Source organism: Spirosoma montaniterrae, from assembly GCF_001988955.1.
GTDB classification, from domain to species: domain Bacteria; phylum Bacteroidota; class Bacteroidia; order Cytophagales; family Spirosomataceae; genus Spirosoma; species Spirosoma montaniterrae.
This window is the reverse complement of record NZ_CP014263.1, coordinates 1611394-1637118: the sequence shown is the minus strand read 5'-3', so window position 1 is coordinate 1637118 and position 25725 is coordinate 1611394. Positions and strand designations below refer to the sequence as shown.

Genomic DNA, 25725 nt, shown 5'->3' with positions numbered 1-25725 from the left:
GGTCTACAGATTTGTTTGAAAGGGAGCAGCCCTGCGCCAGATTAGCCACGCGCCCAGCCAACCCAGCAGCAACCATACGCCCACTGCTAAGCCAAACATAATCAATAATAAACCCAGAATAAAACTGGCAAAAACAGCCGTCTGCCAGCAGTCGGACGCGATGGAGCGGCTGTAGGCCAGCGCGTGTAACAATAGCAGCCAGCCCCAGCCTGTCAGCCAAAGCCAGCCCGCGTAGCTGGTCGGCACTCCGGCGGGATTGTTGCGTAGTAGTATCAGCAGTTCGGGCAACCAGAGCAGGCCATACAACAGCGTATAACGCCCCAAACGCTGCCCCATCGACAGCGGCAGATTAGGCAGCAGGAGCAGGTATCGGCGTTCAAACGCGGTGAGTTGCCGGGCCAGTTGCGTGTGCGTGATAAGGGCCAGCATCAGGCCAATCAGCAGCAGCCGCTCATCGTAGTCATCGGTTGGGTAGAGCCGACAAACGCCCAGCAGCAAGCCACCCGATATAGCTTTTGTCAACAGCATCGACAGCGGTTCGTGCCGCAGCCAGTAGGCCGGAAAAAACAGCAGATACGGCAGCGAAACAGTACGCTTCGGCATCCACCGCGTTGTGTCGGGATTAGGCCGTCGGAGCCGGACGTCTGCCGCCCAAACACCCATCAGCAACAGAGCCAATAGCATCAGTACAAGCGCACAACCTGCCCCGACCGACCGCATCTGCACGGCCCTGACGCCCAGCCAGCCAGCGTAACCAAGAACAGGCGACAGCAGTTGAACGAACATACAGCCCCAAAGCAGCCCACGCCAATGCCACGGAACCAGCCGGAACGTTTGTAGAAACAGGTGTTCGGGCGCGTTGAGTTGTTTTCGCACAAACGCCACCGTTCGGGTTGCGTACAGGCTCCAGCCCGCAAACACCAACGCCAGCAGAAACGGCGCGTTTAGGGTCGCCCGGATAAACGCTTCGTGGTCCTGCGGGCGCATGAAGCCAAAAGCAAAGTAAAACACCACCCCGAAGGTTCCGGCATTGCGGGTAAAAAACGGCCAGACCAGCGTTCGATTGAGTACAGCAAGCATAGAACAATCAGGGCGTTACATCCGTAAGAAGTCCGTCATTCACCTGCCAGATGCTCGTCAGGGGCAGGCCCGTCAGGCTAACGTCCTGATGCGAAGTCAGGCAGAATGAAACGTCCTGATCGGCGCGGAGTTGACGGACTAAGCCGAAAAGTTGCGAAGCCGTAGCCGTGTCTAAAGTCGTTAGCGGCTCATCGAGCAGAATCAGGCGGGGCTGGCCCAGAAACGCCAGTAGCAACGACAGTTTTTTGAGCATTCCACTCGAAAACGTACCCGTTGGCTGCGTCCAGAAGGGATTAATACCAAGAACTTCGACCAGTTCGCTGACCTGCTCCGCCGGAGCGCGTTTAGCCTGGCCCACAAACCCGGCGAGATCGCGGGGTGTCAAAAAATCGGGATACAGCGGTTCGGCTTCAGCGTAGTTTACCCGCAGTCGGTAAGCCACCGGGTCGCGGCTGATTTCGTACTGGTCGTTCAGCGTAATTTGCCCGGCGAAGGGCAATAAACCCGCCACCGTGCGGAAAAACGTGGTTTTGCCAGACCCATTGCTGCCCCGAAAATAATGAATACCCGTCGGCAACTGCAGACTTGGCACGGTCAGTACGGGCCGACCGTCGTAGGCTTTTATCAGGTTTGTAACTGTGAGCAATTGGCTTGGTTTTTTCGCTGCAAACCTGCGGCAACCTGTTCAAAGCGCCAAACCGCTCATCACATTTAGTAAAACCTGTTTGGTATGCGCTTTTGGGCAAAAATCCTTTCCTCTGTATGAATCGTCGCCATTTTCTGGGTTTGATGCCTGCTCTGCCGTTTCTGGCCTCTTCCTTTGCGGCTGCTCCGCCGATGCGCGTTACTAAAGTCGAAACCTTTTACTGGAAAGACCGCAACGACGCTCCGTGGTGGCCGCACTGGACCTGGCTCCGCGTTCATACCGACACCGGATTGGTGGGCATCGGCGAAACCTACCCGCGCAACAGCCTTGAAGCCGAAGCCATTCACAGCATTCTGGCCCCGGCCTTAATCGGCAAAGACCCGCGTGATATTGAAGGACTCTGGCGGCAGATTTACCAGCGCAACGATTTTAACATTGCGGGCGGGGCCGAAATTCGCGCCCAGAGTGCGCTCGATTTGGCCCTGTGGGATTTGCTCGGCAAGTCACTGAACGCGCCCGTTTATCGGCTGCTGGGCGGGCTGGCAAACCCGGCGGTGCGACTCTACAACACCTGCTTCCCGCATAAACACAGCTTTCTGACCGACCCCGACAAGATTATGCGCGAAGTACGCGATGGCTACGGCGTAAAAGCCATAAAAATCTGGCCCTTCGATGGGGCCGCACAGCGCAACCGGGGGCAGTTTATTACCCACGCCGAACTGGAAGAAGCCCTGAAGCCCGTCAGAATTCTGCGCGATGCGTTCGGCGACGACATCGACATCCTCATCGAACTGCATTCGTACTGGAACCTGACAGCGGGCATTCGCATCGCCAAAGCACTGGAACCTTACCGACCCATGTGGCTCGAAGACATGCTCATGCCGGGCAATTTTTCGCAGTACCGCCAGTTAGCCGAAGCCACTGGCATTCCCTTAACTGTTGGCGAGCGCATGGCCGGAAAACTCCAGTTTGAAACCCTGCTCGAATCGCGGGCGGCTACGTTCATCATGTTCGACGTATGCTGGTGCGGTGGACTGACCGAAGCCCGAAAAATCACGACGATGGCCGATGCCTACCAGTTGCCGTTTGCGCCCCACACGGCGGGCGGGCCACTGCTGTTCTATGCCTCTACGCACCTCTCGGCGGCTATGCCCAACAACTGGATTCAGGAAAGCTGCCAGCGATTTTACGAGCGCGACTGGCCTACGATGCTCAACAATCCACTGCGCCCGCAGAACGGCACCATCAGCCCGCCCGACCTGCCCGGCTTCGGCATGGAGGTAAAACCCGATGTCTGGACGCACCCCGCCGTAGTCCGACGTGAGACCGTGCTGAGCCGATAACTGATTGTCAACCGCTTACAAACTGACTTTTCAGAACATTCTCCCATCTGGCCCAGACCAGAAAATTGATTAGTTTAGCATCTATGCCAATCACTTTTCGCAGGGGTGGGTTTCGTTTTTCAACCAATCGCTGAATGGCCTGAGCCACGGTTTCGGGCGGGGTGGCAAAACGTTCAAATTGCAGGGCTGCGTCCCACATTTTGCTCATGTTTCGTTCGTAATAGGCAGCGTTCGGGCCGATTAGTGTCTGCTTTGTCTGCTGAGTTTCTGTACCTGATTTGGCGAAAAACGGCGTTCGTATCCCACCCGGCATTACGCAGCACACCCGAATGCCGAGCGCGTCGAGTTCAAACCGCAACGCCTGACTCATACCCAGCACGGCAAACTTGGACGCGTGATAACTGAACTCCCACGGCAACCCAATTTTGCTGCCAATGGAGCCGACGTTAACGACTTTGGCCGTTTTCTGGCTGGTCTGCGCGTAAGTTTGCAGCAACGGAACCAAAGCCCGTGTGAGGTTCATCATGCCAAAGAAATTCACCTCCATCAGGTAACGCACTTTCTGCTCGTCGGCCAGTTCAAACGGAGCGACGTAATTGATGCCAGCATTGTTGATGAGAGCCATCAGACCGGCAGTGCTACATGCCTGCTGCAACACTGAAACGGTGCGTTCGATGTCGGTCTGTTTGCTTACGTCAAGCAGGATTGGACTAAGCGTGGCTATGTTCTCATTCCGAAGGTCCTGCGCGTCCCGTTCGTTTCGGACGCCAGCGAAAACTGTGTAGCCCCGTTTCGCCATTCGCATGGCAGTTGTCCGGCCAATACCCGTCGAAGCCCCTGTAATCAACACGAATTTAGTCATGGTTGAAAAGTACGTTTGTGAGCAATCACTTACATTATTTTACAAAAAAATTAAACGTTGTATTTCGACTTGATAAACGCAACGACTGGGGCTGAGTCATAACTATCACCCTGCGCCAGCATTTGCCCGGTCAACCCTTCGAGTAACAGCATTAACAGGTACGTTTCCTGCTCCGGTTCGGCATATCCCAGCCCGGCAAACGCTTCTACGCCAGCCTGAAACAGCGCAACAAACTCCGCCTGTTCATTTTTTAATTTAGCATACAGCGCACTTTTGAATTTAAGCGTGAACTGCAACTGCCAGAACGACCGCTCACGACGCATCAGTAACGGCCCCAATTCAATGACCAACGCAATGCGTTTTTTGTAATCCGGCTCATTGACAATCGCATCGACATAGCCTTTTAAACGCGTTTGCCCTTCGGCCAGCAACGCTTTGAACAACCCTTCTTTACTCTCAAAATGCCTGAAAATCAACCCTTCCGACACACCCGCCTGCCTGGCAATCTGGCTGGTGGGCGTATTTTCATAACCCTGCTCAGCAAATAGTTGCAGGGCTATGGTCAGAATAGTTTCTTTTTTCTCTGTCACGACAAAAGTGAGTAATTACTCACAAATATATGTACAATTTTTTTATACTACCAAAACAGAATAAAACTAATCGTCAGAAAGCGTCGAGCATCCGCATGTAGAAGTTGACCGTGCCATTAGAGTTCAGAGCAACGTCGGTACGCAGATAGACGCTTTTTTTGCGATTCAGCAATACCCGCAGCCCTGCCCCACCGGCGTAGCGGGTAGTTTCCAGACCGAAGTTGGCGGGCGTATCGGCCACACCCCCAGCAGCCGCAAAAGCGGCTGCTACCAGAAACCGATTCAGGGTTCGGCGGTATTCGGCCTGCACCGACCACAACTGCCGGTCGCGGTAACGGCCCATAACAAACCCTCGCAGCATGTTAGGGCCACCCAGCCGAGGCAGTTCGCGCAGGGGTACGGTTCCGGCTGTGAAATGGCCTATCGCCTGAAAACTGAGCAAATTCCGGGCATTTAACGGCATATACCGACGCAGGTCGAACAGGTGTTCGACGTAATTAAACTGACTGCCTAACTTATGTTTGTAGATTTGCGTGGCCCATTCGGCATACCAGCCGCGTGTTGGACTGAACGGATTATCGCGGTAGTCGGCAAGCAGGGTTGGCCCCAGTCCAGACACTACGCTACCGTTGTTGCCCGGCAGGCGTTCGGGAAGTTCCTGCCCAGGTTTAGCCCCATGTTTCGCGTGTCGCTGTACTGATAGCTCAACCCGGCAAAGACACGCCCTCCCAACCTGCGCCACGCCCGGTTCTGCACGTACCAGCGTTGGTAGCTCAGTACCGCAAAATCGCGCTCACTCACCGTCTGATTGCCAACGCCCCAGTAATCTTCCGAAAAGTCGATGTAGCCACCCCGCCCGCGCAGCACGTAGCGTTCGGCGGCCCCGTAGGTGTTCCAGACACCTTCAATCGTTAGTTGTCGGCGGGTGCTGTAGAGTGCATGAACGAAGGCATATGAATCGCGGGTGGTGCGTTCGACAGAATCGAGCCGTTGCCAATAGCGGCTGTGAAACCGGCGTTTGTATGGTTGCCCGGTTCCGGCATTGAAAAAATAATCAAGCGTAATGCCGCCTTTTACACCGATCTCCGGTCCTGTTTGCAATACCGGCAGTGGAATAAATTTAAGCGGACGATTTGTCAGCGAATCGGGATGCAGTTTGCGCCAGAATGATGTTCGTTGCACCGAATCCGTTTTCACCGAAATAGTATCGTTCGCCGATTGGCTACCTGGCTCTACCCCACCCTGAGCCAGGCCGGTATGCCACCCGATGAGCAGCATACCAAACCAGAGCACATTCGTATAAACCGACCGTGGGCAATGCATGGCTACCCGGCATTTTACTTTGCAACCTGCGTTATGCATTCTGCTTACGCTCCGACGACGCAACGTCCCGTACCGCCGGTCGAACTGTCCGCATCTGAATTACGTCGACCAAAAACGCGAAGGCCATCGAGAAATAAATGTACCCTTTCGGAATCTCGAAATGCAGCCCCTCGGCCACCAGCGACATACCGATAATCAACAGAAAACACAAAGCCAGAATCTTGAACGATGGATGCTGACTGATAAACGAACTGATGGGTTTAGAAGCCACCAGCATAATACCGACCGTAACGATTACCGCCGTGTACATCACCCAAAGCTGATCGACCATACCGACTGCCGTAATGATAGAGTCAATGGAAAACACCATATCCAGAATCAGCACCTGAATCAGTGAATCGCGGAAGGTAACTTTGGTTGTGAGATTGGGGGCGTTGGCATCGTCGTTGAGTTCGGCTTTGTGATATATTTCTACGGTGCTCTTATAGATCAGAAACAGCCCCCGGCCAGCAGAATCAGCCCTTTACCGCTGATGTCGATACCAAATACGGTAAACAGCGTTTGGTCGAGTTGCATAATCCACGAGATCAGAGCCAGCAGCCCCAGCCGCATAAACATTGCCAGCCCAATACCCCAGTACCGGAGTTTATCGCGTTGGTCGACCGGCAGTTTGTCGGCCAGAATAGAAATAAAGATGATGTTGTCGATACCAAGAATGACTTCCAGAACAATCAGCGTGAGCAGAGGGACAATATTAGTTGCAAAATCCATAGAGCGTTGGCGACGTAGTGAACCGAACCAGCCGGTGAGTGGCTGCTACGTTCAGTAACTACAGGCCGGGGCCTTGTGTTTTAATTACCAGCCAACTCCAAGTTTGACACCCCCCAGAAAATTACGGGCCGGTGCCGCGTTGTAGAAGCGGTTACCGAGGGCGTTGATGTCGTAGCCAAGCGAGAAGGTCTGGTTTAGCAGGTTATCGCCACTCGCGTAAAGGTCAACAGTCCAGCGGCCAACCGTTCGGCGAAAGCCCGCCGTGGCCTGTAGCAGCCGCGTGGGGTCTGCCGTAGCCGTGTTGGCGTCGTTAAGTGGAAACGGGTTTAGAAACTGGTAGGTCAGGTGAGCGTAAAAACCGCGTTTGGTTTCCAGATCGGCACCGGCAATCAGCGTGGTTGGAGCGACGCCCGGAATGCGGTTGTTCGAGAGGTCGACAGTGCCTTGCTGATAGTCGCGGAATCGGTAGTTGGTCAGGGTTGCATTGCTCCAGAATCGCAGCAGATTAACTGCCGCAAGTCGCACGTCGTAACTCAGTTGTGCTTCTAATCCGCGCTGACTGGTTCGACCGGCGTTGACGAAAAATTCAGCTCCAGCCGCATTCGACCGCCTGACAATGGTTTCGCGCAGGGCCAAATCGTACACAGCCACGTCGAACCGCAGCCGATTTTGCAGAGCCGACCCGCGCAAGCCAACTTCATAACTCGTGCCGTATTCAGGGTCAAGTTCGCCGTTGAACCCACCCGCCGACGGCACCACTTCCTGACTCGACGGGGGCGAGAAGCCAGTGCTGACGCTGGCAAAAGCAGCCATATTCGCGCCGAATGTACGCATCAGAGCCACACGCGGCAACCACACACCCTTCCATAACTGGCTTTGTGGCTCGGCAGATAACCCACCCACAACAGCCCGAACCGGATAGTTAATGTAGCCATACCTAAGGTCGTTGCGGCTCAGTCCTACGGTAAACTGAAAGCGAGCGGGCAATTCGGCTTCGGCCTGGGCAAAGGCCGTAATCTGGCGGGCCGTTAGTTCGGTATTCGTCTGGATGGTGTCGGGCTGGCCGCGCCGGTTGCCGTAGTTTCGGCTCACGGTCAGGTTTGCCAGCAGTTCGGCACCGAGCGTAAAGGTGGTGGGCAGTGGTCCTTTCCACAGGCGTATCTGCGTCACGGTTCGGCCCCCAACGCCCTGCTCGTTTCGTCGTTCGTAATTGGTGATGAAGGGGTTATTCAAGTTGGTGCCTGAGCCGTACAGTGCCGTAGTATTCTGAAACCGGTTATTCCAACGATACTCGTGCGAGATACCAACGTAGCCATATTGCTGCCGAATGCCCGCCTGCTGTTCGGCACTGCCGGGCAGGGTGCGCGTAGCCGGTCGCGAGGCTCGCGGGTCGGCGCGGTACTGTGCTTCGGTCAGGCCACCGGGCGTTTGGTAGTTGATGTCGGAGAAAATACCCAGCACCGAAACGGTTCGATTGTCGCTCACGTTGAACGAACCGGTTAGGTTCAGCACATCGCGTCGGAGGGCCGAATGGCTGCGGTAGCCGTTGCTTTCCATATAGTTGTAGCTGAGCGACAGGGCGGTGTTTGCCTTACCCGTCTGCACGGTCAGGCCGTTACCGAACAAGCCGTAGCTGCCACCCAATGCCGATACTTCGGCGGTGGTTTTGCCACCCGGCACAGCCAACCCGCCAAACAGCAGCGTACCACCCGTTCCGGCTCCGTATAAACTACCCGATGGCCCTTTGATGACTTCAATCCGGCCCAGCGTTCTGACATCAAGGGCGTTAAGGGGTGTGTTGCCGCCCGCGTCGGTCAGGGGCAGTTCGTTCCAGTAGGCTTTCACATTGCGAACACCAAATGGCGACCGGATGGCACTGCCCCGAATTGCCAGCCGGTAACTCCCCGGCGACCGTTCGTCGGCCCGCACACCGGGGAGCGTATTCAAAGCCGCTATGGGCGTTGGTATGCCAAACCGCTGCTGCAAATCCCGGCGCGTGAGCAAGCCCACCGACGCGGGCGTTTCAAGCAGCCGTCGGTTGGTAGCGTAGCCGCGCACCACCACCTCGTTGAGTTGCAGTGTATCATCGAGCAAAGAAGGCAAGGGCGTTTGGGCGACGAGAATTGTTGAGTGTAGCCAACCTATAAATAGGGCAAGACACGTAGTGCGAAGTAATTTCATTTAGCAAAAACAAAAATATATTTTGAAAAGTGTAAATAAATAGACTTCTTTACGCAACTTATAATCGTTACCGGACGGCGATTGCTTATGAAACACACATCAAAAAATGGTAATTGTAAGCCGCAAGGCCATTCACGAGTATGCGTCAACGAAACCACAGGCAACTGAAGCGCTGAACGAGTGGTACTTGAAAACAAAAGCTGCCGACTGGCGTAATCTATCGGACGTAAAAAATACATTTGGCTCCGTTGATTATGTTGGTAATGATAATTACGTGTTTAACATAAAAGGTAATCAGTATCGGCTTATTGTTCGGATTATTTTTTCGGTCCGAACTGTTTTTATACGGTTCATTGGCACGCACGCTGAGTATGATAAAATAGACGCTTCATCAGCCTGACGAAGCGTTGTTGCATAAACATTGTACATGATTCTGACCATAGAGACCCAGGAACAATACACACGGGCTTTGGCTGAGATTGAAGTTTTTCTGGCGAAAGGCTCATCGAACATGACCGAAGTGGATTTGGCTGAACTTCAACGGCTCTCGTTGCTGGTTGAGCGTTATGAAGAAGAGCATTATCCTATGCCTGTAGAACCGGCAACGCTACCGGAGATGATACGCTTACGCATGTTTCAGGAAAATTTGAGACAGCGTGACACAGCCAAAATGTTGGGCATTACAGAAACCCGCTTATCAGAAGTTTTAACGGGCAAGCGTAAAGTCAATATGGATTTAGCCAAACGGCTGCACGAACAGCTACACATTCGGGCTGAATATATTTTGAAAACAGCTTAACTCGCTGCCCTGCCAAACAAAAACAGCTTGAACGGCTTTTGGTTATACGTTTTACCAACTCAACGTTTTTGTTATGGCTCAGGCAAGCGACGATTTGCACGGCAACGCGCCCGATTCAGCACCGGTCGCCCTGCTGATTATCGATATGATTAATGATCTGGAATTTCCTGAAGGCCCGGATTTTCTCGAACCTACTTTACAAATTGCCAACCACATTGCTGACTTAAAACAGCGTGCCAAAGCCCTCAACATTCCGGTCGTGTACGTCAACGACAACTTTGGCCGGTGGCGTTCGGATTTCAATGAAGTGCTCGATCATTGCCTGAACGATGGCGTTCGGGGGCAGCCCATTGCCGAATTGCTCCGTCCCGACGCCGGCGATTATTCGGTACTGAAACCAAAAAACTCGGCTTTTTACGCCACTACGCTCGAAACGCTGCTAACTTATCTGAAAGCTAAAACACTGATTCTGACGGGTATCAGTGCTGATGCCTGCGTGTTGTTTACAGCCAACGACGCTTACGTGCGCGACTACAAACTGTTCGTCCCCGAAGACTGCGTGGTGGCTGCTTCGCCCGCCTACACGGCTGAAGCACTGGCCTACATGAAGCGGGTTCTGAAAGCCGAAACCACGCCATCGACAGCCATAAATCTGGAGAAATTAGTGACCGACGTGTAAGCTATTTTCAACCCCGCCAAACCTCTGCTGACACCATCCCACCAACGTGCCGTTGCTCCTTTATTCGCATCAGACCCGCTTCGGCTAAACATTGCTGCCAATCGGCCAACTGCCCGATGCCAATACCTGCCGTCGCGCGAAAAAACGCAATCATCAACCACAACAAAGCCCGCTGCCACCAGACGGTTGTATGCACAAAATCGGTGACGAACCACAGACCGTCGGGTTTGAGCGCGGCCTGCAAGCGCGGAATCAACTGGTTTTCAAGGGCTTGATTCGTAAATAAATCCAGTACAAAAGGCGTGAAAATCATATCGAACTGTTCGCCGGGATATAGGTTTGTTTCGTCGCCCAGTCGAAACTCGACCGTCCCGGCCAAACCCTGCCGCGCCATGCGTTCACTCGACCGGGCCAGCATTTGGGCCGATGCTTCGAGGTAAACAACCCGGCTGTTGGGTAGCAGGGCCAGCAGCGGTTTGAGCAGCCAGCCCGTGCCGCCCCCCAGCAGTAATACAATCGGGGGTTGGGCATCGGCTCTGGCAGCCAGTTGATGGAGGTGCGTTAGCTGGGCACGTTGCAGCCAATTGCCAAACACCAGCCAGGCCAGACCATCGTAGAAGAAGGCTATTCGATCAAAGCTCACTCTTTTTTACGTCACGAACGGGTAACAACCAAAAAAATGCCCCAAATTTTCATTGTACCCAATCAAGAATCTTCATCACCCTTCAACTATTCGCTGCTATTTTAAAGGTACTTTTTGTACAAAACCAAGAATAGCGAATTTTTTAGGGAAACGCTCCTGTTACTTTGTCGTCAACAGGAACGTGCAGCCGAGTGTGCAGCACGTTGATTCTGAACAAATTTTTACGACTATGCAAGTTCTTAAATTTCGCCATATAGAAAATCAATTGTCTCACGCAGTCGCCGGTAGTTGGCTTTTTCTAAGAGACTCGTTTAACCGATTCATCGCCGAGAACGCGCAGGCGTTCGAGGCTCTGTCGCGCCAGTCAACCCCGCACGGCGGCAACGTATTTCGGGGGTAGTGGCATGTTTCATTTCGTAGTCGCCCCCTTACGCAACGAAATATCGTCAATGTGAATCGCGCTTCACTACGCTGCCGGAGCCGCCCCGCAGAAAATCGAGATCGGCCCCTTCGTGGGCCTGCGTTACGTGCCGCACGTAGAGGTTCACGTAGCCGCGATGATAGCCGAGGTCGAGCGGTTTGAAATGAACAAGCCGCCCGGCCAGCTCTTGGTCGGAAACGTGCAGATGCAGACTTCGGTTCGGTACGTCGAGCGTGATGAGATCACCGTTTTGCACCAGCGCGAGATTGCCGCCAACAGCCGCTTCGGGCGATACGTGCAGCACCACCGTGCCGAAGCCAGTACCACTCATGCGTCCGTCCGAAATTCGCACCATGTCGTGAACGCCGAGGGCCAGAATTTTGGCCGGTAGCTGCATGTTGCCCACTTCGGGCATTCCGGGATAGCCACGCGGCCCCACGTTTTTGAGTACCAGCACACAGTCGGGGTCAACGTCCAGATTGGGGTCATCGACGCGGGCTTTGTAGTCGTCGATATCCTCGAATACCACCGCGCGGCCCGTGTGCTGCATCAGGTGGGGCGAGGCCGCCGAGGGTTTCAGCACGGCCCCGTTGGGACACAAATTACCCCGTAGCACCGCCACGCCCGATTCGGGTTTGAATGGGTGTTCGACTGACGCAATCACCGCCGGGTCGTAGCATTGGGCTTCAGCGCAGTTTTCGCCCAGCGAATTGCCGTTTATGGTCATGGCGTCGTTGTGCAGGAATGAGCGCAGTTCGCGAATAATGGCAGGCAGACCACCGGCATAAAACAGGTCTTCCACAAAATGTTCGCCCGACGGTTGCAGGTTTGCCAGCAGCGGAATTTTGGCCGACAGTGTATCGAAATCATCAAGCGATAAATCAACCCCCACCCGACCGGCTATTGCCATCAGGTGGATGATGAAGTTGGTTGAACCGCCTAAAGCCGCGTTTACCATGATGGCATTCTCGAACGCCTGCCGGGTCAGAATATCCGACGGTTTTATGTTTTGTCGGGCCAGTTCAACGGCCCGAACGCCGGTCATGTGGGCCAGCACTTTCCGGCGCGAATCGGCGGCTGGAATCGTGGCGTTGTCGGGCAGGGCCAGCCCCAGCGACTCGACCATTGCAGCCATCGTAGAAGCCGTGCCCATCACGGCGCAATGGCCGGGGCTGCGGGCCATGCTGGCTTCGGCGGCAATAAAATCGGCCTGACTCATCTCGCCCATTTTGTAGGCTTCGGCAAACCGCCACACGTCGCTCGTGCCAATTTTGCGGCCCCGGAACCGGCCCGCCAGCATCGGCCCGCCCGAAATAACCATCGTTGGTAAATCGACCGAGCAGGCTCCCATCACGAGCGAGGGCGTGGTTTTATCGCAGCCACACATCAGAATTACGGCATCGAGCGAGTTGCCCCGGATGCTTTCTTCCACGTCCATGCTGGCTAAGTTGCGAAACAGCATAGCTGTGGGTTTTATCTGACATTCGCCCAGCGACATTACCGGGAATTCGAGCGGAAAACCACCCGCTTCCCACACGCCCCGCTTTACGGCTTCGGCCAGTTCGCGGAAGTGCGCGTTGCAGGGCGTCAGTTCCGACCAGGTATTACAAATGCCGATAACGGGTTTTCCCTCGAACTCGTGGTGCGGAAATCCCTGATTTTTCATCCAGGCCCGGTAAATAAAGCCGTCTTTTCCGGTGCGGCCAAACCAATCCTGCGAACGCATAATTCAGTGAGCAGTAAACAGTTAGCGGTAAACAGTGCGCTGCCCGATGGCAGCGTTGACTTTTCTCAATGAGAAAAGAGTCAGGCAGAAACATTCTACCGCGTTGGTTTGTATGGTGTGAAGCTACTCTTTAGAACCATAACTGCCTTGACGCCCCTTGCCGACATTCCGTCGTTCGTTCTTGACGAGCCGTATTTTTATATTCACAAAACAGCCGTTGCCGATACGGGCTTCGGTTCAGACAATCAGGCTGTGCTGATCGATGGTGGGTTTGGGTTGTATTCCTGCGTTAATTTGCGCGATGAGATTGGCCCGCTAAAGTCAAACGTGTACCGGGTCGCGCTGTGTTTACGCGGCTCTGTTGATGTGCATATTGGGCTGGAAAAATTCACGCACGAACCAAACAGTATTCACTTCCACACGCCGAATCAGCTCTTCTGGTTGCGAAACAAATCCGCTGACCTTGACGCGTACTACCTTGTTTTCACGTCTGATTTTATAGACGAGTTGCTGACCGACAGTCAGTTGGCAGCGGCCTATCCGTTTTTCGACTACCAACAGGTGCCTTTTTTTCGGCTGGCCCAGAACGAAGCCGATGCCATCAAAGCGTTGCTGCTCGACATCTCCGATGAAGTGCTGAACCACTGGCCCGACCGCAGCCGCCGGATTAAATTGCTGCTCAATCTCATTTTTATTACCGCCAAACGCAGCTATAGCCGACAGCGTATTTCGCCCGGTTCGGCGAGTGTCAGCCACTCACCGCTGGTGACGCGGTACAAAAAATTAGTGGGCCAACAGTACGTTACGCGCCGGAGTGTGAAGGAGTATGCCGATATACTGGCTGTTTCGGTAAGCCATCTGCACAAGATGGTGAAAGACGAAACAGGCCGAAGCCCCGGCGAACTAATTGATGATATGCTGCTGATGGAACTCAGGGCACTGCTACGCTACACCGACCTGCGGATGTCAGAAATTGCCTACCAGCTTCGCTTCACCGACACGTCGCATTTAGCTAAGTTTTTCCGAAAAGCTATGGGCGCGTCTCCCTCGACTTACCGTCGCAAACACCGGCTGGGCTGAGATTTATACCCAGAATACCCACTTCTATACCGGGCAGAATACACTTGAATAACAGACATTTGCGGGTGTTATCGCGCTGCTGTCTCCTCCTCGGTCGGTTGGCGATCTATTCAAAACCAAAACACAAACCTGACATGAAAACAACATTTGTGCTTGTCCACGGTGCTTTTGCGGGCCAATATGCCTGGCAGTTGGTAAAACCGCTGCTCGAACAGGCGGGACATACGGTCATCACGCTCGACCTGCCCGGCCACGGCGACGACCCCACGCCCCCCGGTTCAGTAACGTTCGCGCAGTACGTTGATGCGGTGAGCCAGCGCATTACCGCCGAAGCCGGGCCGGTAACGCTCGTTGGTCACAGCATGGCCGGTATGGTTATCTCCGCCGTTGCTGAACAACTGCCCGACAGACTCGCCAAATTGGTATATCTGTCGGCCTATCTGCCCCAAAATGGCGATGACTTACAGACACTGGCCGGTAGCGACGCTGAAAGTCTGATTGGCCCAAACCTGCAATTCGCGCCTGATTATTCGAGTGCCTCGCTGCCCGAAGAAGTGGCCGTACAGGTCTTTGCGGGCGATTGTTCCGACGAAATTAAAGCCTTAGTCAAAGCCAAAGCAAGGCCCGAACCATTAGCCGCTTTCCAGACAAAGGTAGAACTGACCGACGCTAACTTTGGCCGGGTGCCAAAATTTTACATCGAAACCCTTGCCGATCAGGGCGTTGGCAACACGCTACAGCGACGCATGGTAGCCGCCAACAGTCAGGTTCGGCAGGTTTATTCGATGAACTGCGGACACAGCGCGTACTTTGCGCTGCCAACCGAACTGGCGGCCATTCTTGACCAGCTACCGGATTAATTTCCCCCGAATCCGCTTTTATCCCACACCCGCTTGCTTCCCGTTTACCGGGTTTTATTGTACATTACGGCATCCTTAACAAACTCTACTCGATGCTGTATGAAAACCCGGTTTCCGCTTTTGTTCAGTCTGCTTTGCGTCTGTGTTGCGCCAACCTTCGCGCAAAAACGTTTTTCGGTGGGCGTGGTGGCGGCTCCGGCCTTTAACTATAGCCACACTAATTTAACCTTTACGGCCCCTAATCAGAACGGCCAGCTTGTTTCCACCGATTTCGACCAGCGTTCTTCCGGTTGGGCTGCTATCGTGGGCGCATCGGCTGATTATGCGTTCACTCCGCGCTGGAGCGTTTCAACCGGTATCTGGTTCAGCCAGTCGCGTAGCAAACAGCCTTATTCGTTTGGGTCGGCAAATACGTCGGCCCGCGTTATCAGTTCAGGCTGGGCCGTTCCGTTGCTGGTCAATTATCGTTTTTCTGACCGCCGATTCTCGCCTTTGGTTTCCGTGGGCATACAGGGGTCGTTTGGCGGCAGCACGGTGTTTAAACCCGAAGCCGGTTCGAGCTTCCGGGAATTCCGCATCAACTTTGGTAACGAACTTACTGTACAGCCCCTGCTGGGTGCAGGCATCGCCTATCGGCTGACGGAGCGTTGGTCGTTGATGGCACAACCGCTGCTGGTCTGGCGGTTCCGACCCCAAGGCGATCAATTTATTCGGTATAACCGGACCGTTTCCTACCAGCTTCAGGGTCAGGTTCGGCTGATGTATTCGCTTTGATAAGATAGTGACCAGCAGGTTGTTGGGTTATTCAATTATCGGTACATTGCCAGAATTCACCAACGCTTTATCAGCCATGAACAAACTTATCTGGTTCGTTTTTGTAGCCTTGTGCTACGCCTGCAAACCCGGCCCAACCACCGACGGGGTAACGCCGACCGATGCAGCGGCAGAAGCCTCTGGTGCACGAATGGCCGTTATCCGGCGCGATGGCTCCCGTCTGCTTGGCCCCGACGGACAGCCCATCTGGTTGCGGGGCGTAGCGTTTGGTAACGAAATCTGGAGCAACGCGCCTGTGCCGCCCACAACGCACCATACCGAAGTCGATTATGAGCGGGTGCGCGACATGGGCATGAACGCCGTCCGGTTCTATCTGAACTATACGTTCTTTGAGGATGATGCCAGACCATACGTGTACAAACAAACCGGCTGGGCCTGGCTCGATCAGAACATAGCGTGGGCGAAAAAGCACGGCATCTACCTCATTCTGAATATGCACGCGCCCCAGGGTGGCTATCAGTCGCAGGGCAACGGGAAGGCACTGTGGGACGTACCTGAGAACCAGAAACGGCTTACGGCACTCTGGAAGGCCATCGCCCAACGCTATGCCACCGAACCCGTGATTGGTGGCTACGACCTCGTCAACGAACCCAACACCACCCGTAGCATCGACCAGTGGAAAACACTGGCGCAACAAATTACCGACGCCATCCGTACCGTTGACCGCAACCACCTCGTTGTGATCGAGCGAGTCAACGCCATCAATAACGAGTGGAAGGACTTCAACGGCGAGCGGAATATGTTTCTGATTAACGACAGCAACGTACTCTACCAGTTTCATACCTACGACCCGCACGAATATACCCACCAGTTGATGTCGTGGACCAACCTCGGCGACGGCGGTGCCTACCCTGACCCGAATCGGGTATATGCTCCGTCAGACGCCCGCTGGTACGCGGCCTCGTTCAACAACCCGGCCCTCGCTGCCGGTAGCTCGGACTGGACGTACTACGAGGGTACAAACTACACCGTTGCCGATCCGAAGATGAAGTTGGCAAAGGCCGTTATTCAGGTGTCGAAAGTAGGTGGGGGTGCCGTCTGGCTCGACGACGTAGTGGTGAAAGAGTATACTACCAACGGGCAGTTCGTGCGCGACGTGCTGTGGCAACCCCTCAACGACCAGAACGGCTGGTACTTCTGGTCGAGCAACAACACGGGCGGTTGGCAATTGGCGTCGGAGGGACACAGCGACGCTAAGTCGCTGCGTTTCACCGGTACAACCGAAGACGCCAACGCCGGTTGCTATGCCTTGCCGTTCGCGCCTAAGCAGGGCTACGCGTACCGCATCAGCGGATGGATGAAAACCAGCAACTTACCCGCTACGGCCACAGTCCGGCTACGGGCTGATTTTGAAACCAGCGACCAACCGGTGTTTACCCGCGATAAAATGTACATGCTCGCAAACATCCAGCCTTACCTCGACTGGGGCAAGCGCAATAACGTGCCGCTGTTTATGGGTGAGTTTGGCGTGGGCGATCCTTGTTTCGACAACAACAAAGGCGGAGTGCAATGGGTCAGCGACGTACTGGACATTGCCAGACCGAATAATCTGCACTTTACATATCATGCCTATCACGAAGACAGTTTCGGTATCTACCCCGGCTACGGTCGGTTGCCCGTCGCCAGCGAGGGTAATCAGCCACTTATCGACCTGTTCAGGCAGAAATTAAAGTAGGAACAGGCATGTTATATCACACGATTTTCTCGGCCTGTTTCCAGATTCCCTCATCGTACTCGATACCCAGCCCCGGCGTGGCTGGAATGGGCATGTTGCCGTTCTGAACGCGCATGTTGGGCGTAAACCATGACGCCGGTTTTTCGCTGGGATTGTAAACAAACTCCTGAAGGCCGTACAGGTTCGGAGCCAGTGCCGCAAACTGCCAGAAAGGTGCAATGAGCGGGTCGGCTTTGGGCGTGTGCGGAGCTATCAGCTTGCCGTATTTTCGCACGATTTCGGCTACCTGTAACGCCCGTAAAATGCCGCCGTTGTAATACAGATCGGGCTGGTAGAGGTCATACACGCTGGTGCGGGCCATCCGCTCGAAGCGGTACAGGCTGCTGTCCTGTTCGCCCCCGGCCAGTTTGATTTTGGTCAGAGCCTGATTCACCTGCCGCATCCCCTCTTCATCCTCAAAATTGCAGGGTTCTTCAAAAATCGCTACGCCGTAGTTTTCCAGAAACTTACCGGTTTCGATGCCTTCTTTCGGGGTAAACGACCCATTTCCATCGGCATAAATAATGGCTTTATCGCCTAACTTTTTCCGAACCAGCGGCACATACATACGGGTTCGGGCGTCGTCTTCGGGCGTATTCACCATGCGCCCGCCGAGTTTGATTTTCACGCCGTTAGCCCCGGTAGCCGCCATTTTTTCGAGCAGCCGGTCCACTACGCCTTCGGCGGGTTCGCCCCCCCGATACCAGTCTGAAATATACACCGGGTACTCCTGCCGAACGGGCTTACCCAGCAGCGCGTAGACCGGCTTCTGAGCCAGCCGCCCGAGCAAATCCCAGGTTGCAATTTCGACCGAGCCGATGCAGTTCCAGAGCGGCATACCGGCGTATTTATAGTTGCTGTTAAGCCGGTATGCGTTATCGACTAACTGGGGCAGGTCGCGGGCGTCCTGCCCCACAAAATGCGGCAAAACCAGCCCTTTCAGCAGCGACGTCAGGTTGGGCATACGGTCGTTGCACTGCGTGATGCCCCGCGTACCGTCTTCCGCCGTAACCATCAGCAATAGCCGGTTTTGCGTTTTCATCAACTCAACCGACCGAATCTTAACCGGACTGGTAATGGCTTTTTTCAAATCGGGCAGCGGCCAGGTGGGCAGCGCGTCATTAGGGGCAGTTGTGCCAGCCTGCGCGTCAGTTGGGGGGGCACCCGAAACCAGAAGGGCGGCTGCACTGGCGGTTTTTAGAAACTCGAGTCGGTTCATGGGGTTCACATTTGTTCGGTAATATCGACCGGGCCACTGGCGTATTTCTTTACCACGTTTACGTTGAGCTTAACCCCTAAGCCCGACCCGGTTGGTACGGTTAATGCGCTGTTTCTGACCACAAAAGGCTCTGTCAGCAACTCCCGTCGCAGCACGTCTTCGGCGTCGGATGCGCGGGGGGCAAACGAGGCTTCGGTTGTTTTGCGGCTGGCGTTCTGATCCATTGGTTTGGCAGCGGCTTCATCGGGCAGAATCGTGCATTCGTGTGGGCTGCGGGCATTGGGCGAGGCCGCAATCAGGTGAAGCGTAGCGGCCATGCCGAGGTGTCGGCTGGTGTTATGGGGCGTCAGGGTTTTACTGAAAGCTTCGGCCAGCACCGCCACTTTTTTGCAGCCCGTCAGCCCCGACGATTTGATTGGGTCGGGCTGGAGAATATCGGCAGCACCGGCCACCAGCGCGTCTTTAAACCGCCAGACCGACCATTCTTCTTCGCCGAATCCCATCGGAATATCGGTAGCGCGGCAGATTTCGGCCACGGCGGCTAAGTCGCGTTCGGGTGTAGGCTGTTCGAGCCATGAGATGCGGTAAGGTTCCATGTCGCGGCACCGCCGAATGGCCGTGGGTACGCTCCAGCCCGAGTTGGCATCGACCACCAGATCAATCTGATCGCCAACGGCTTTCCGCACGGCTTCGATAACGGCAATCGAGGTATCGGGTTTAGCGTCGAAGCCCCAGCGCGTGGCAACCTGGAGTTTCAGCGTTGTAAACCCCGACGCTACGGCAGCCTGCGCCCGGCGAGCCATGTTTTCGGGCGAAGATTCACGAAACAGCGTTGAATAAACTGGCACTACGCTTCGGTAGGCTCCGCCCATAAGATTGTGTACAGGCAGATTGGCTACCTTGCCGAGAATATCCCACAAAGCCAGATCGATGCCGCTGAGGGCAATGCCCGCACTACGACCTTCCAGTTTGTAGGTGTTGATATACAGCCGCTCCCAAAGGTATTCGATGTTGCGCGGGTCTTCGCCCAGCAGCGTATCGCGCATGACCGACACGGTTTCGGCAATGATTTTCGCGCTCATAGGGCTGCACTCGCCAAAACCCACCACACCCTGATCGGTAAAAATCTGGACAAGTGTCAGCCGGTCGGCCAGTACGATGGTGCGCACGTCTTTGATTTTCAGCGGTACACCGGGCGCAACGGCGGGAGCACTTTCGCGACCGGTTAGCGCGGGCAACGTTGGAGCCAGCAAAGCCGATTTCAGAAAATGGCGTCGGGGGGTTGACATACATACGTTCATTTACATCGGCAGTGTGTTTATGCCAACCTGTTATCTTTGTTTAAAAAACTCAAATGGCTCGCGATCTTTACCACAACAACGTTCGGAAAGCCCTCGAAAAAGACGGCTGGTCTATTACACACGACCCATATTCCATGCGGGTTGAAGAAGTGGGCTACGAGATTGATCTCGGAGCAGAAATGCTCATAGCTGCTGAGAAAGGCACCACAAAAATTGCGGTAGAAATAAAAAGCTTTGCTGGTCCTTCGACAATCAATGAGTTTCATAAAGCGGTCGGGCAGTTTAATGATTACTATGTGGCTATGTCAATTCAGGACCCCGAACGTATACTGTATTTAGCCATACCGGAGGATGTTTGGAATCGGTTTTTTCAGAAAAATGTTATTCAAAAGTCACTGGAACGCATCGGTGCTAAGGTGATTGTTTATGACCCTCATCAAAACAAGATAGTACAATGGAAAAGCTAACCCGTTATCAGGACGCTGTTATTAATTTTATGCGTCGTTACGTAGCCGAAACCAGCCAGGAAATTTACCATGACGAGGTACAACGGCGGGTGTTGATCGACCGGGAAAACAACAGTTTTCAGTTGCTCTCGTCGGGTTGGCGGGGTAATCACTATCTTTTTGGCCCAATCTTTCATTTCGATTTGATCGACGGTAAGATATGGATTCAATGTAACAATACAGAGCGCGAGATTGTCGATGAACTTATGGCCGATGGCGTTGATCGTCAGGATATTGTATTGGGGTTTGTAGCACCAGCCGCCCGTGCTTTTTCCGGTTTTGCCGTTGCTTAGAATCACCTCTTTTTCAAATCCCGGTTTCGCAGGTACTTCACCTCTAATTTATGGTACAAATCAGGCTGATGTTGCAGATTCGACTGCATTAAATACAGCGATAACAGACCGCTGTCTTCATGGGCCGTGAGCAACAGTCGGCCATCTGCCGAAAAATCGAGGTACTCAGTCCGGGGACTGGGCTGCTCCAGTACTTTTTGTCCGTCGCGCAGGCGGTAGAAGGTGATTTTGCGCTGATGCCCGCCCGTGACCAGAAAATTACCGTCGCCGGTTAAGGCTACGGCTTCTATCTTGAGCGGTTCGGCAAAACTGTGCAGCAATTTACCGGTTTCGAGTTCATGCACGCGGGCCACGTTGTCGAAGCCGCCACTCGCCACCAGCCGCCCGTCGGTCGATACACGTACTGACTTAATTGACCCCACCGGACCATCATAGGAGCGGATTACCTGCTTTCGCCCCACGTCGATAAGCCGAACAAATCCGAAATAGTCGGTTTTTTTCGTCGTGGGATTGGGCGTTTGACTGTTGCCCGCCACGGCCAGCCGCTTATCGTCGCGGGTGAAATCGAGCGAGTTCACCGTTGAACCAACGTTGAGTTTGCCCATCGGTGCGAACGTATCGGCGTTCCAGAACAGTACGTCGCCCTTTTCAGAACCTGCTGCAATCAGCTTGCCATCGTGCGACCACGTAATACCGTCCAGCCCGCTATCGACCTCGAACCGCTTGACGATGTTGCCCGTTTGCGTATCCCAGACCGTAACCATAAACTCCTCATCGCCCGTTACGAAACGCTTGCCGTCGGGCGCGAACGCTACGCATTCAACTTCTGAAGGCTGGTCTTTCTCCCAGAGCAGCGTACCGTCGGCCACGCGCCACACCCGAATAGCCGGGCCAAACTTCGACGCCGACACCGCCACCCGACCGTCGGGCGAAATCCGGGCCGACTCTACCGAACGCAGGGCGGGCGCAAAATCGGCCACACGGTGCCAGACCGGAAAAACCTCCGGCACGTCGGGATTGTAAATCGGCTCCTGCGCCAGAGCCGCTGCGGGCAATAATGCCAGGAAAATCAAGCGTTTTATCATATTTTCTGTGAAGTAAAAACGCAAAGAAGTAAAGACGCAACTATGCGTCTCTACTTGGCTTCAACGTAAAACAACAAATCGCGCCAGGTGCATACGTCGGGGTAGCCGTTGGTGCCGGGTGGAATGGCCGTTCGCTTCGCAAAATCTGCCGGAAAGTGCGCCGATGTATAAGCGTTGGCATTGGCCGGGTCAGTAAACGCTCTCGCCGGGTCTGCCGCAGCGGGCGGAAACACGCCGTTGCCATCGCGCCGGATGCCGTGTCCGTCGGGGTACGTGCCGTAGTAGTTATTCGCTAACGTAAAGCCACATTCGTCGCCCTTCCGGTCGAGCATTATCAGAAAAGCGTATCGCGTACCGGGCTTTAGCACAACAGGCTTGCTGGCGGGCAAGTTGAAGCGGAGCAATCGGCCCTTCAGCCGGGGATGGTCGGGCGATACGGCTTCTGTTTCGGTAGCAAAGCCAAAAGCGCGTTTGCCGGGAAAAACGGCTCCCGAAAACACGGCCAGCGAGGTGTAGGTTTCGCCCGTAAAATAATCGTCGCGGTGGTGCAGAATCGAATCACCCATGCGGTTGTGCGGAAAGCCGTGGAAGGCTTCGGTTGTAGCGTCTGAACCATTGTCGTTCGGCACCGGCTCGCCCGAAACGGCAAAAATCTGAATCGAGACGGCTTTTTGATACGTGTTTAGCCGAACGGCGTTGGTGCCATAGCCCGTTGCCACCGTAATGGCTGTAAGCGTTTTGAGCGTTTTTCCGGTGTAAAGAAACGTCTGCCCCAGATCGCGGTCGCGTTTGATGTACGGCACTTCGCGGCCATCTGTCGTAAAATAACCCCAACTTTCGGCTCTCTCTTTAGAAGTACCCGACCATTTATAAATATCGGCAGAGTCGAAGGCAATGGACGTATTGCCCGTTCCTCTATCAGCTCCTTCATAGGCGGCTACAACCTGACGCGAAGGCCGTTCGGCAATGACCGACAACCGCAACCCGCCGACTTGTGCATACGTGGGTAATATGCCGATAAACAGGCTTGAGCAGGCAATACACTTTCTGAAACCTGTCAGTTTTTTATAGTTCATACTGTTGATAATCAGTACTTAAATAACGCTTTAGCCCGTTTTTCATTAATCACTAATCCCAGTCCGTTGCCTTTGGGCAACAGCATCTCACCGTTCTTAAACTCAATCCCTTCGTCGAAAATCGAGCAGATGGTTTTGTATTTGTCGGCTTCGATGTACTCCACCAGCGGCCCACAGTTGGGAATCGACGCCAGAATCTGCATGGTAGCCGCGCTGCCCTGCATCGGCTTGGTGTTGTGTGGCACCACGGGCTTGTGGTGCAAGCCTGCTATGTGGCAGATTTTCAGTCCTTCGGTAATGCCGCCCGACTTGATAAAATCGGTATTGACCATGTCGGGTTTGCCTTTCACGATCAGGTCCTGCACCATCCAGCGGGTGTAGCACTTCTCGCCAGCCATCACCGGAATCGTCAGCGCATCGACCACCGTAGCGAGATCTTCGAGGTTCTCGTTGGGGCATGGGCTTTCGTAAATCGTCATGCCCATGCCTTCGAGTCGTTTGCCTATTTCGATAGCCCGGTAGCCCGTGTAGCCTTCGTTGGGGTCGAGAAACAGATTCACAGAATCGGGCAACTCTTTCCGAATGGCTGTGTAATAGTTCAGGCTGGGGTCGTCTTTGGGGTTGATGTTGTATTCGCGGATTTGCGCCCTGATTTTCACCGTTCTGAATCCCTTTTCGCCCAGTTTGACGGCCTGTTTTATGGCATCATCGACCGACATTTTTCCGCCCCCGATGCCAAATCCGGCGTAGGCCGGTACACGGTCGCGAAATTTACCGCCGATGAGCTGGTGAACGGGGGCACCGAGGAATTTAGCCTTCAGGTCCCAGAGCGCACAATCGACGCCAGCCACGGCGTACGTCAGAATCCCACCCGACCCCAGGTCTACGTTTTTCCAGAACATCTGTTCCCAGAGTTGTTCGGTGTCGAAAGGGCTTTTACCCAGCACCTGTGGTTTCAGCAGGTCATTGATAATGGTTTGCACGGCCCGAATGCCGTTGGCACTGCTTTCGCCCCAGCCCACCGTACCGTCTGAGGCTTCGATGCGCACGTACACGCCCCGGTCGTAGCCGTCCTGAAACACCAGTCCTTTTACATCCTTGATGGTGATGTCGGTGGGGATGTCCGTTGGGGCCGCATAGCCCGGCATTACGCCCGCCAATGAACCCACGGCCAGCAGGCTCGCTTTTGTCAAAAATTCTCTTCGGTTAGCCATCGTGTTATGTTAACCCCACCCCAACCCCTCCCCTTTAGGGAGGGGCTTTGCGAACCGGATGGTTTTAGCCCCTCCCTAACGGGGAGGGGTTGGGGTGGGGTGTAAGTTAGTAACTCGGATTCTGGTCCAGATTCGGGTTTAAATCCAACTCCCGCGACGGTACGGGCCACAGAATGCGGGCGCGATTAGCTTCGGTCAGATTAGGCACACCACCCACGGCTTTATTCCAGCGGATGAGGTCATACCAGCGGTGCGGCTCGAAGGCCAGTTCAAGAAACCGTTCGTCTTCGATGGCCTGCTTCACCTGCGCTTTTGTGGTGGCAGTGGTAGCAGCCAGCCCGGCGCGGGTTCTGATTTGGTTCAGGAACGGAATAGCTTCGGCGGTGCGGTTCAGTTCGTTCAGACACTCGGCCCGGAGCAGCACAATATCGGCCAGCCGCAAAAACACTACGTTACAAGCCTGCAAGCCCCGGTTGGTAGTGGTGGGTGGTGCCTGTTCGTACTTTTTGATATACCGGTTGTTGTTGTGCAAGCCCAGCGTGACGGGTGCCCGCAAGTCGCCGACGCTGGCCGCGAACGCGTTGATAATGTTGGTCGTAGGCCGCACCCGGAAGTCGGCACCCTGAAACGGTACAAACTCCCGGTCGAGACCGTGGCCTTCGGTAGCCGTGCTGGGCCGGAACGATAGTTCAAAAATGGTTTCCGCCGTATTTTGCTTGCCCGCCGTAAAAATATCGGCGTAGTTGGTTCCCGGCAACAACCGGTATTGGGTATCGGCCATAATTTCCTCGCATTCAGCTAACGCTTTGGTATAATCGGGTTGCGGCTGTTGCAGATAGGCTTTTGCCAGCCACGCCCGCGCCGACCCTTTGGCCGCCCGTGCCCGGTTAGTGTGCGTAGTGGGCAACAGTTTCTCGGCTTCGAGCAAGTCTTTGAAAATCTGCTGATACACCTCCGCTACTTCACTACGTTTGATATTGAAATCCTGCGTTGCCGATTTTGAAGGCTGTAGCGGCAGCGGAATCTTTCCGAACAGCAGCGTGAGCTGATAAAACGCCCAGCCCCGAATAAAATAAGCTTCGCCCAGCACGCGGTCTTTGTTCAGAGCCGGGTCGTTGATGGCCGGTGCGTTGGCGATTACGTCGTTAGCGGCATGAATGGCGAAATACGTCTCCCGCCAAACGTCCTGAATATTGCCGTGTACAGGCGTAGCCACAAACCCTTCGTGGCGGGTAAAATTACCCCCGCTGTTGGCCCGCACGTCGTCGGCCAAAACCAGCGGCACCGTCACAAAATTTTGCCACATCGGGTTCTGCATCCCGCTGTAGGCACTCATCAGGCCCGCTTCGGCATCGCCCGCCGTTTTCCAGAAGTTGGGAGCCACAATGGCACTCGGCGGTGCCAGTTCTAATTGGTCGGCGCAGCCTGACACTCCCAACAGGGCCGCGCAAAGAGACAGTTTATAAATCGTTTTCATTA

Annotated in this window: 28 protein-coding genes; 11 read left to right on the top strand and 17 right to left on the bottom strand. The window is 54.5% G+C overall.

What is annotated here, in order from left to right:
* Positions 1-3: 3 nt before the first annotated feature.
* A complete protein-coding gene (locus AWR27_RS07210; protein ID WP_077130564.1) occupies positions 4-1080 on the bottom strand; it encodes a hypothetical protein in 1077 nt (358 codons plus the stop codon).
* Between the two features lie 7 nt (positions 1081-1087).
* Positions 1088-1726, bottom strand: coding sequence for an ABC transporter ATP-binding protein (locus tag AWR27_RS07205; RefSeq protein ID WP_077130563.1), 639 nt, complete (start codon positions 1724-1726; stop codon positions 1088-1090).
* A gap of 116 nt (positions 1727-1842) precedes the next feature.
* Here AWR27_RS07205 and AWR27_RS07200 point away from each other — a divergent pair, with 116 nt between their 5' ends.
* Complete coding sequence (locus AWR27_RS07200) at positions 1843-3069, top strand: mandelate racemase/muconate lactonizing enzyme family protein (RefSeq protein ID WP_077130562.1); 1227 nt, start codon at positions 1843-1845, stop codon at positions 3067-3069.
* 7 nt (positions 3070-3076) lie between these two features.
* Here AWR27_RS07200 and AWR27_RS07195 read toward each other — a convergent pair whose 3' ends face one another.
* The 7 genes from AWR27_RS07195 to AWR27_RS07170 form a co-directional block, all read right to left on the bottom strand.
* Positions 3077-3931 carry an SDR family oxidoreductase gene (locus tag AWR27_RS07195; RefSeq protein WP_077130561.1) on the bottom strand — a complete coding sequence of 285 codons (855 nt, stop codon included), beginning with the start codon at positions 3929-3931 and terminating at the stop codon, positions 3077-3079.
* A 50-nt stretch (positions 3932-3981) separates the two neighbouring features.
* Positions 3982-4521 (bottom strand): TetR/AcrR family transcriptional regulator, encoded by a 540-nt coding sequence (locus tag AWR27_RS07190; RefSeq protein WP_077130560.1) that lies wholly within the window; start codon positions 4519-4521, stop codon positions 3982-3984.
* A 73-nt stretch (positions 4522-4594) separates the two neighbouring features.
* A complete protein-coding gene (locus tag AWR27_RS07185; RefSeq protein ID WP_077130559.1) occupies positions 4595-5140 on the bottom strand; it encodes a BamA/TamA family outer membrane protein in 546 nt (181 codons plus the stop codon).
* Entirely contained in the window at positions 5140-5883 is a 744-nt protein-coding gene (locus tag AWR27_RS25480; protein WP_198045104.1) for a hypothetical protein, read from the bottom strand. Before AWR27_RS25480 ends, AWR27_RS07185 begins: the two co-directional genes overlap by 1 nt.
* A complete protein-coding gene (locus tag AWR27_RS25930; protein ID WP_250637985.1) occupies positions 5876-6313 on the bottom strand; it encodes a TerC family protein in 438 nt (145 codons plus the stop codon). Before AWR27_RS25930 ends, AWR27_RS25480 begins: the two co-directional genes overlap by 8 nt.
* 20 nt (positions 6314-6333) lie before the next feature.
* Positions 6334-6615 carry a TerC family protein gene (locus tag AWR27_RS25925; RefSeq protein ID WP_250637984.1) on the bottom strand — a complete coding sequence of 94 codons (282 nt, stop codon included), beginning with the start codon at positions 6613-6615 and terminating at the stop codon, positions 6334-6336.
* 84 nt (positions 6616-6699) lie between these two features.
* On the bottom strand, positions 6700-8796 hold the full coding sequence (locus tag AWR27_RS07170; protein WP_077130557.1) for a TonB-dependent receptor: 2097 nt from the start codon (positions 8794-8796) through the stop codon (positions 6700-6702).
* A 106-nt stretch (positions 8797-8902) separates the two neighbouring features.
* On the opposite strand from AWR27_RS07170, the gene AWR27_RS07165 reads away from it, so the two are divergent.
* The 3 genes from AWR27_RS07165 (at position 8903) to AWR27_RS07155 (ending at position 10274) form a co-directional block, all read left to right on the top strand.
* Positions 8903-9196: a type II toxin-antitoxin system HigB family toxin gene (locus tag AWR27_RS07165; RefSeq protein WP_077130556.1), complete on the top strand. Its 294-nt coding sequence runs from the start codon at positions 8903-8905 to the stop codon at positions 9194-9196.
* Between the two features lie 27 nt (positions 9197-9223).
* Entirely contained in the window at positions 9224-9595 is a 372-nt protein-coding gene (locus AWR27_RS07160) for a helix-turn-helix domain-containing protein (protein WP_083732774.1), read from the top strand.
* 73 nt (positions 9596-9668) lie between these two features.
* Positions 9669-10274: a cysteine hydrolase family protein gene (locus AWR27_RS07155; protein ID WP_077130555.1), complete on the top strand. Its 606-nt coding sequence runs from the start codon at positions 9669-9671 to the stop codon at positions 10272-10274.
* Between the two features lie 7 nt (positions 10275-10281).
* On the opposite strand, the gene AWR27_RS07150 is transcribed toward AWR27_RS07155, so the two are convergent.
* Positions 10282-10917: a class I SAM-dependent methyltransferase gene (locus AWR27_RS07150; protein WP_077130554.1), complete on the bottom strand. Its 636-nt coding sequence runs from the start codon at positions 10915-10917 to the stop codon at positions 10282-10284.
* Between the two features lie 229 nt (positions 10918-11146).
* Here AWR27_RS07150 and AWR27_RS07145 point away from each other — a divergent pair, with 229 nt between their 5' ends.
* A complete protein-coding gene (locus tag AWR27_RS07145) occupies positions 11147-11317 on the top strand; it encodes a hypothetical protein (RefSeq protein ID WP_157579168.1) in 171 nt (56 codons plus the stop codon).
* A 46-nt stretch (positions 11318-11363) separates the two neighbouring features.
* Here the strand turns inward: AWR27_RS07145 and AWR27_RS07140 are convergent, their stop codons facing one another.
* A complete protein-coding gene (locus AWR27_RS07140) occupies positions 11364-13064 on the bottom strand; it encodes an IlvD/Edd family dehydratase (RefSeq protein WP_077130552.1) in 1701 nt (566 codons plus the stop codon).
* A 117-nt stretch (positions 13065-13181) separates the two neighbouring features.
* Between AWR27_RS07140 and AWR27_RS07135 the strand changes: the two genes are divergently transcribed.
* The 4 genes from AWR27_RS07135 (at position 13182) to AWR27_RS07120 (ending at position 17513) form a co-directional block, all read left to right on the top strand.
* Positions 13182-14144, top strand: a complete 963-nt coding sequence (locus AWR27_RS07135; RefSeq protein ID WP_157579167.1) for a helix-turn-helix domain-containing protein — start codon at positions 13182-13184, stop codon at positions 14142-14144.
* Between the two features lie 134 nt (positions 14145-14278).
* The gene (locus tag AWR27_RS07130; RefSeq protein WP_077130550.1) at positions 14279-15004 is read left to right on the top strand and encodes an alpha/beta fold hydrolase; all 726 of its coding nucleotides are present in this window, start codon (positions 14279-14281) and stop codon (positions 15002-15004) included.
* A 99-nt stretch (positions 15005-15103) separates the two neighbouring features.
* Entirely contained in the window at positions 15104-15778 is a 675-nt protein-coding gene (locus AWR27_RS07125) for an outer membrane beta-barrel protein (protein ID WP_077130549.1), read from the top strand.
* Between the two features lie 76 nt (positions 15779-15854).
* The gene (locus AWR27_RS07120; RefSeq protein ID WP_077130548.1) at positions 15855-17513 is read left to right on the top strand and encodes a glycoside hydrolase family 5 protein; all 1659 of its coding nucleotides are present in this window, start codon (positions 15855-15857) and stop codon (positions 17511-17513) included.
* A 16-nt stretch (positions 17514-17529) separates the two neighbouring features.
* On the opposite strand, the gene AWR27_RS07115 is transcribed toward AWR27_RS07120, so the two are convergent.
* Together AWR27_RS07115 and AWR27_RS07110 are read right to left on the bottom strand one after the other, a co-directional pair.
* Positions 17530-18771, bottom strand: a complete 1242-nt coding sequence (locus AWR27_RS07115) for a mandelate racemase/muconate lactonizing enzyme family protein (RefSeq protein WP_077130547.1) — start codon at positions 18769-18771, stop codon at positions 17530-17532.
* A 5-nt stretch (positions 18772-18776) separates the two neighbouring features.
* A complete protein-coding gene (locus AWR27_RS07110; protein WP_077130546.1) occupies positions 18777-20060 on the bottom strand; it encodes a mandelate racemase/muconate lactonizing enzyme family protein in 1284 nt (427 codons plus the stop codon).
* Between the two features lie 65 nt (positions 20061-20125).
* Here AWR27_RS07110 and AWR27_RS07105 point away from each other — a divergent pair, with 65 nt between their 5' ends.
* Together AWR27_RS07105 and AWR27_RS07100 are read left to right on the top strand one after the other, a co-directional pair.
* Positions 20126-20539, top strand: a complete 414-nt coding sequence (locus tag AWR27_RS07105; protein WP_077130545.1) for a XisH family protein — start codon at positions 20126-20128, stop codon at positions 20537-20539.
* Positions 20527-20871 carry a XisI protein gene (locus AWR27_RS07100; protein ID WP_077130544.1) on the top strand — a complete coding sequence of 115 codons (345 nt, stop codon included), beginning with the start codon at positions 20527-20529 and terminating at the stop codon, positions 20869-20871. The genes AWR27_RS07105 and AWR27_RS07100 overlap by 13 nt, the downstream gene beginning before the upstream one ends.
* A 2-nt stretch (positions 20872-20873) precedes the next feature.
* Here the strand turns inward: AWR27_RS07100 and AWR27_RS07095 are convergent, their stop codons facing one another.
* The 4 genes from AWR27_RS07095 to AWR27_RS07080 form a co-directional block, all read right to left on the bottom strand.
* The gene (locus AWR27_RS07095) at positions 20874-21956 is read right to left on the bottom strand and encodes a WD40 repeat domain-containing protein (protein ID WP_077130543.1); all 1083 of its coding nucleotides are present in this window, start codon (positions 21954-21956) and stop codon (positions 20874-20876) included.
* Positions 21957-22006: 50 nt separating this feature from the next.
* The gene (locus AWR27_RS07090) at positions 22007-23032 is read right to left on the bottom strand and encodes a hypothetical protein (RefSeq protein ID WP_232325999.1); all 1026 of its coding nucleotides are present in this window, start codon (positions 23030-23032) and stop codon (positions 22007-22009) included.
* An 11-nt stretch (positions 23033-23043) separates the two neighbouring features.
* Positions 23044-24246 (bottom strand): mandelate racemase/muconate lactonizing enzyme family protein, encoded by a 1203-nt coding sequence (locus AWR27_RS07085; RefSeq protein WP_077130542.1) that lies wholly within the window; start codon positions 24244-24246, stop codon positions 23044-23046.
* A 106-nt stretch (positions 24247-24352) separates the two neighbouring features.
* Complete coding sequence (locus tag AWR27_RS07080) at positions 24353-25723, bottom strand: RagB/SusD family nutrient uptake outer membrane protein (protein ID WP_077130541.1); 1371 nt, start codon at positions 25721-25723, stop codon at positions 24353-24355.
* Positions 25724-25725: the final 2 nt, after the last annotated feature.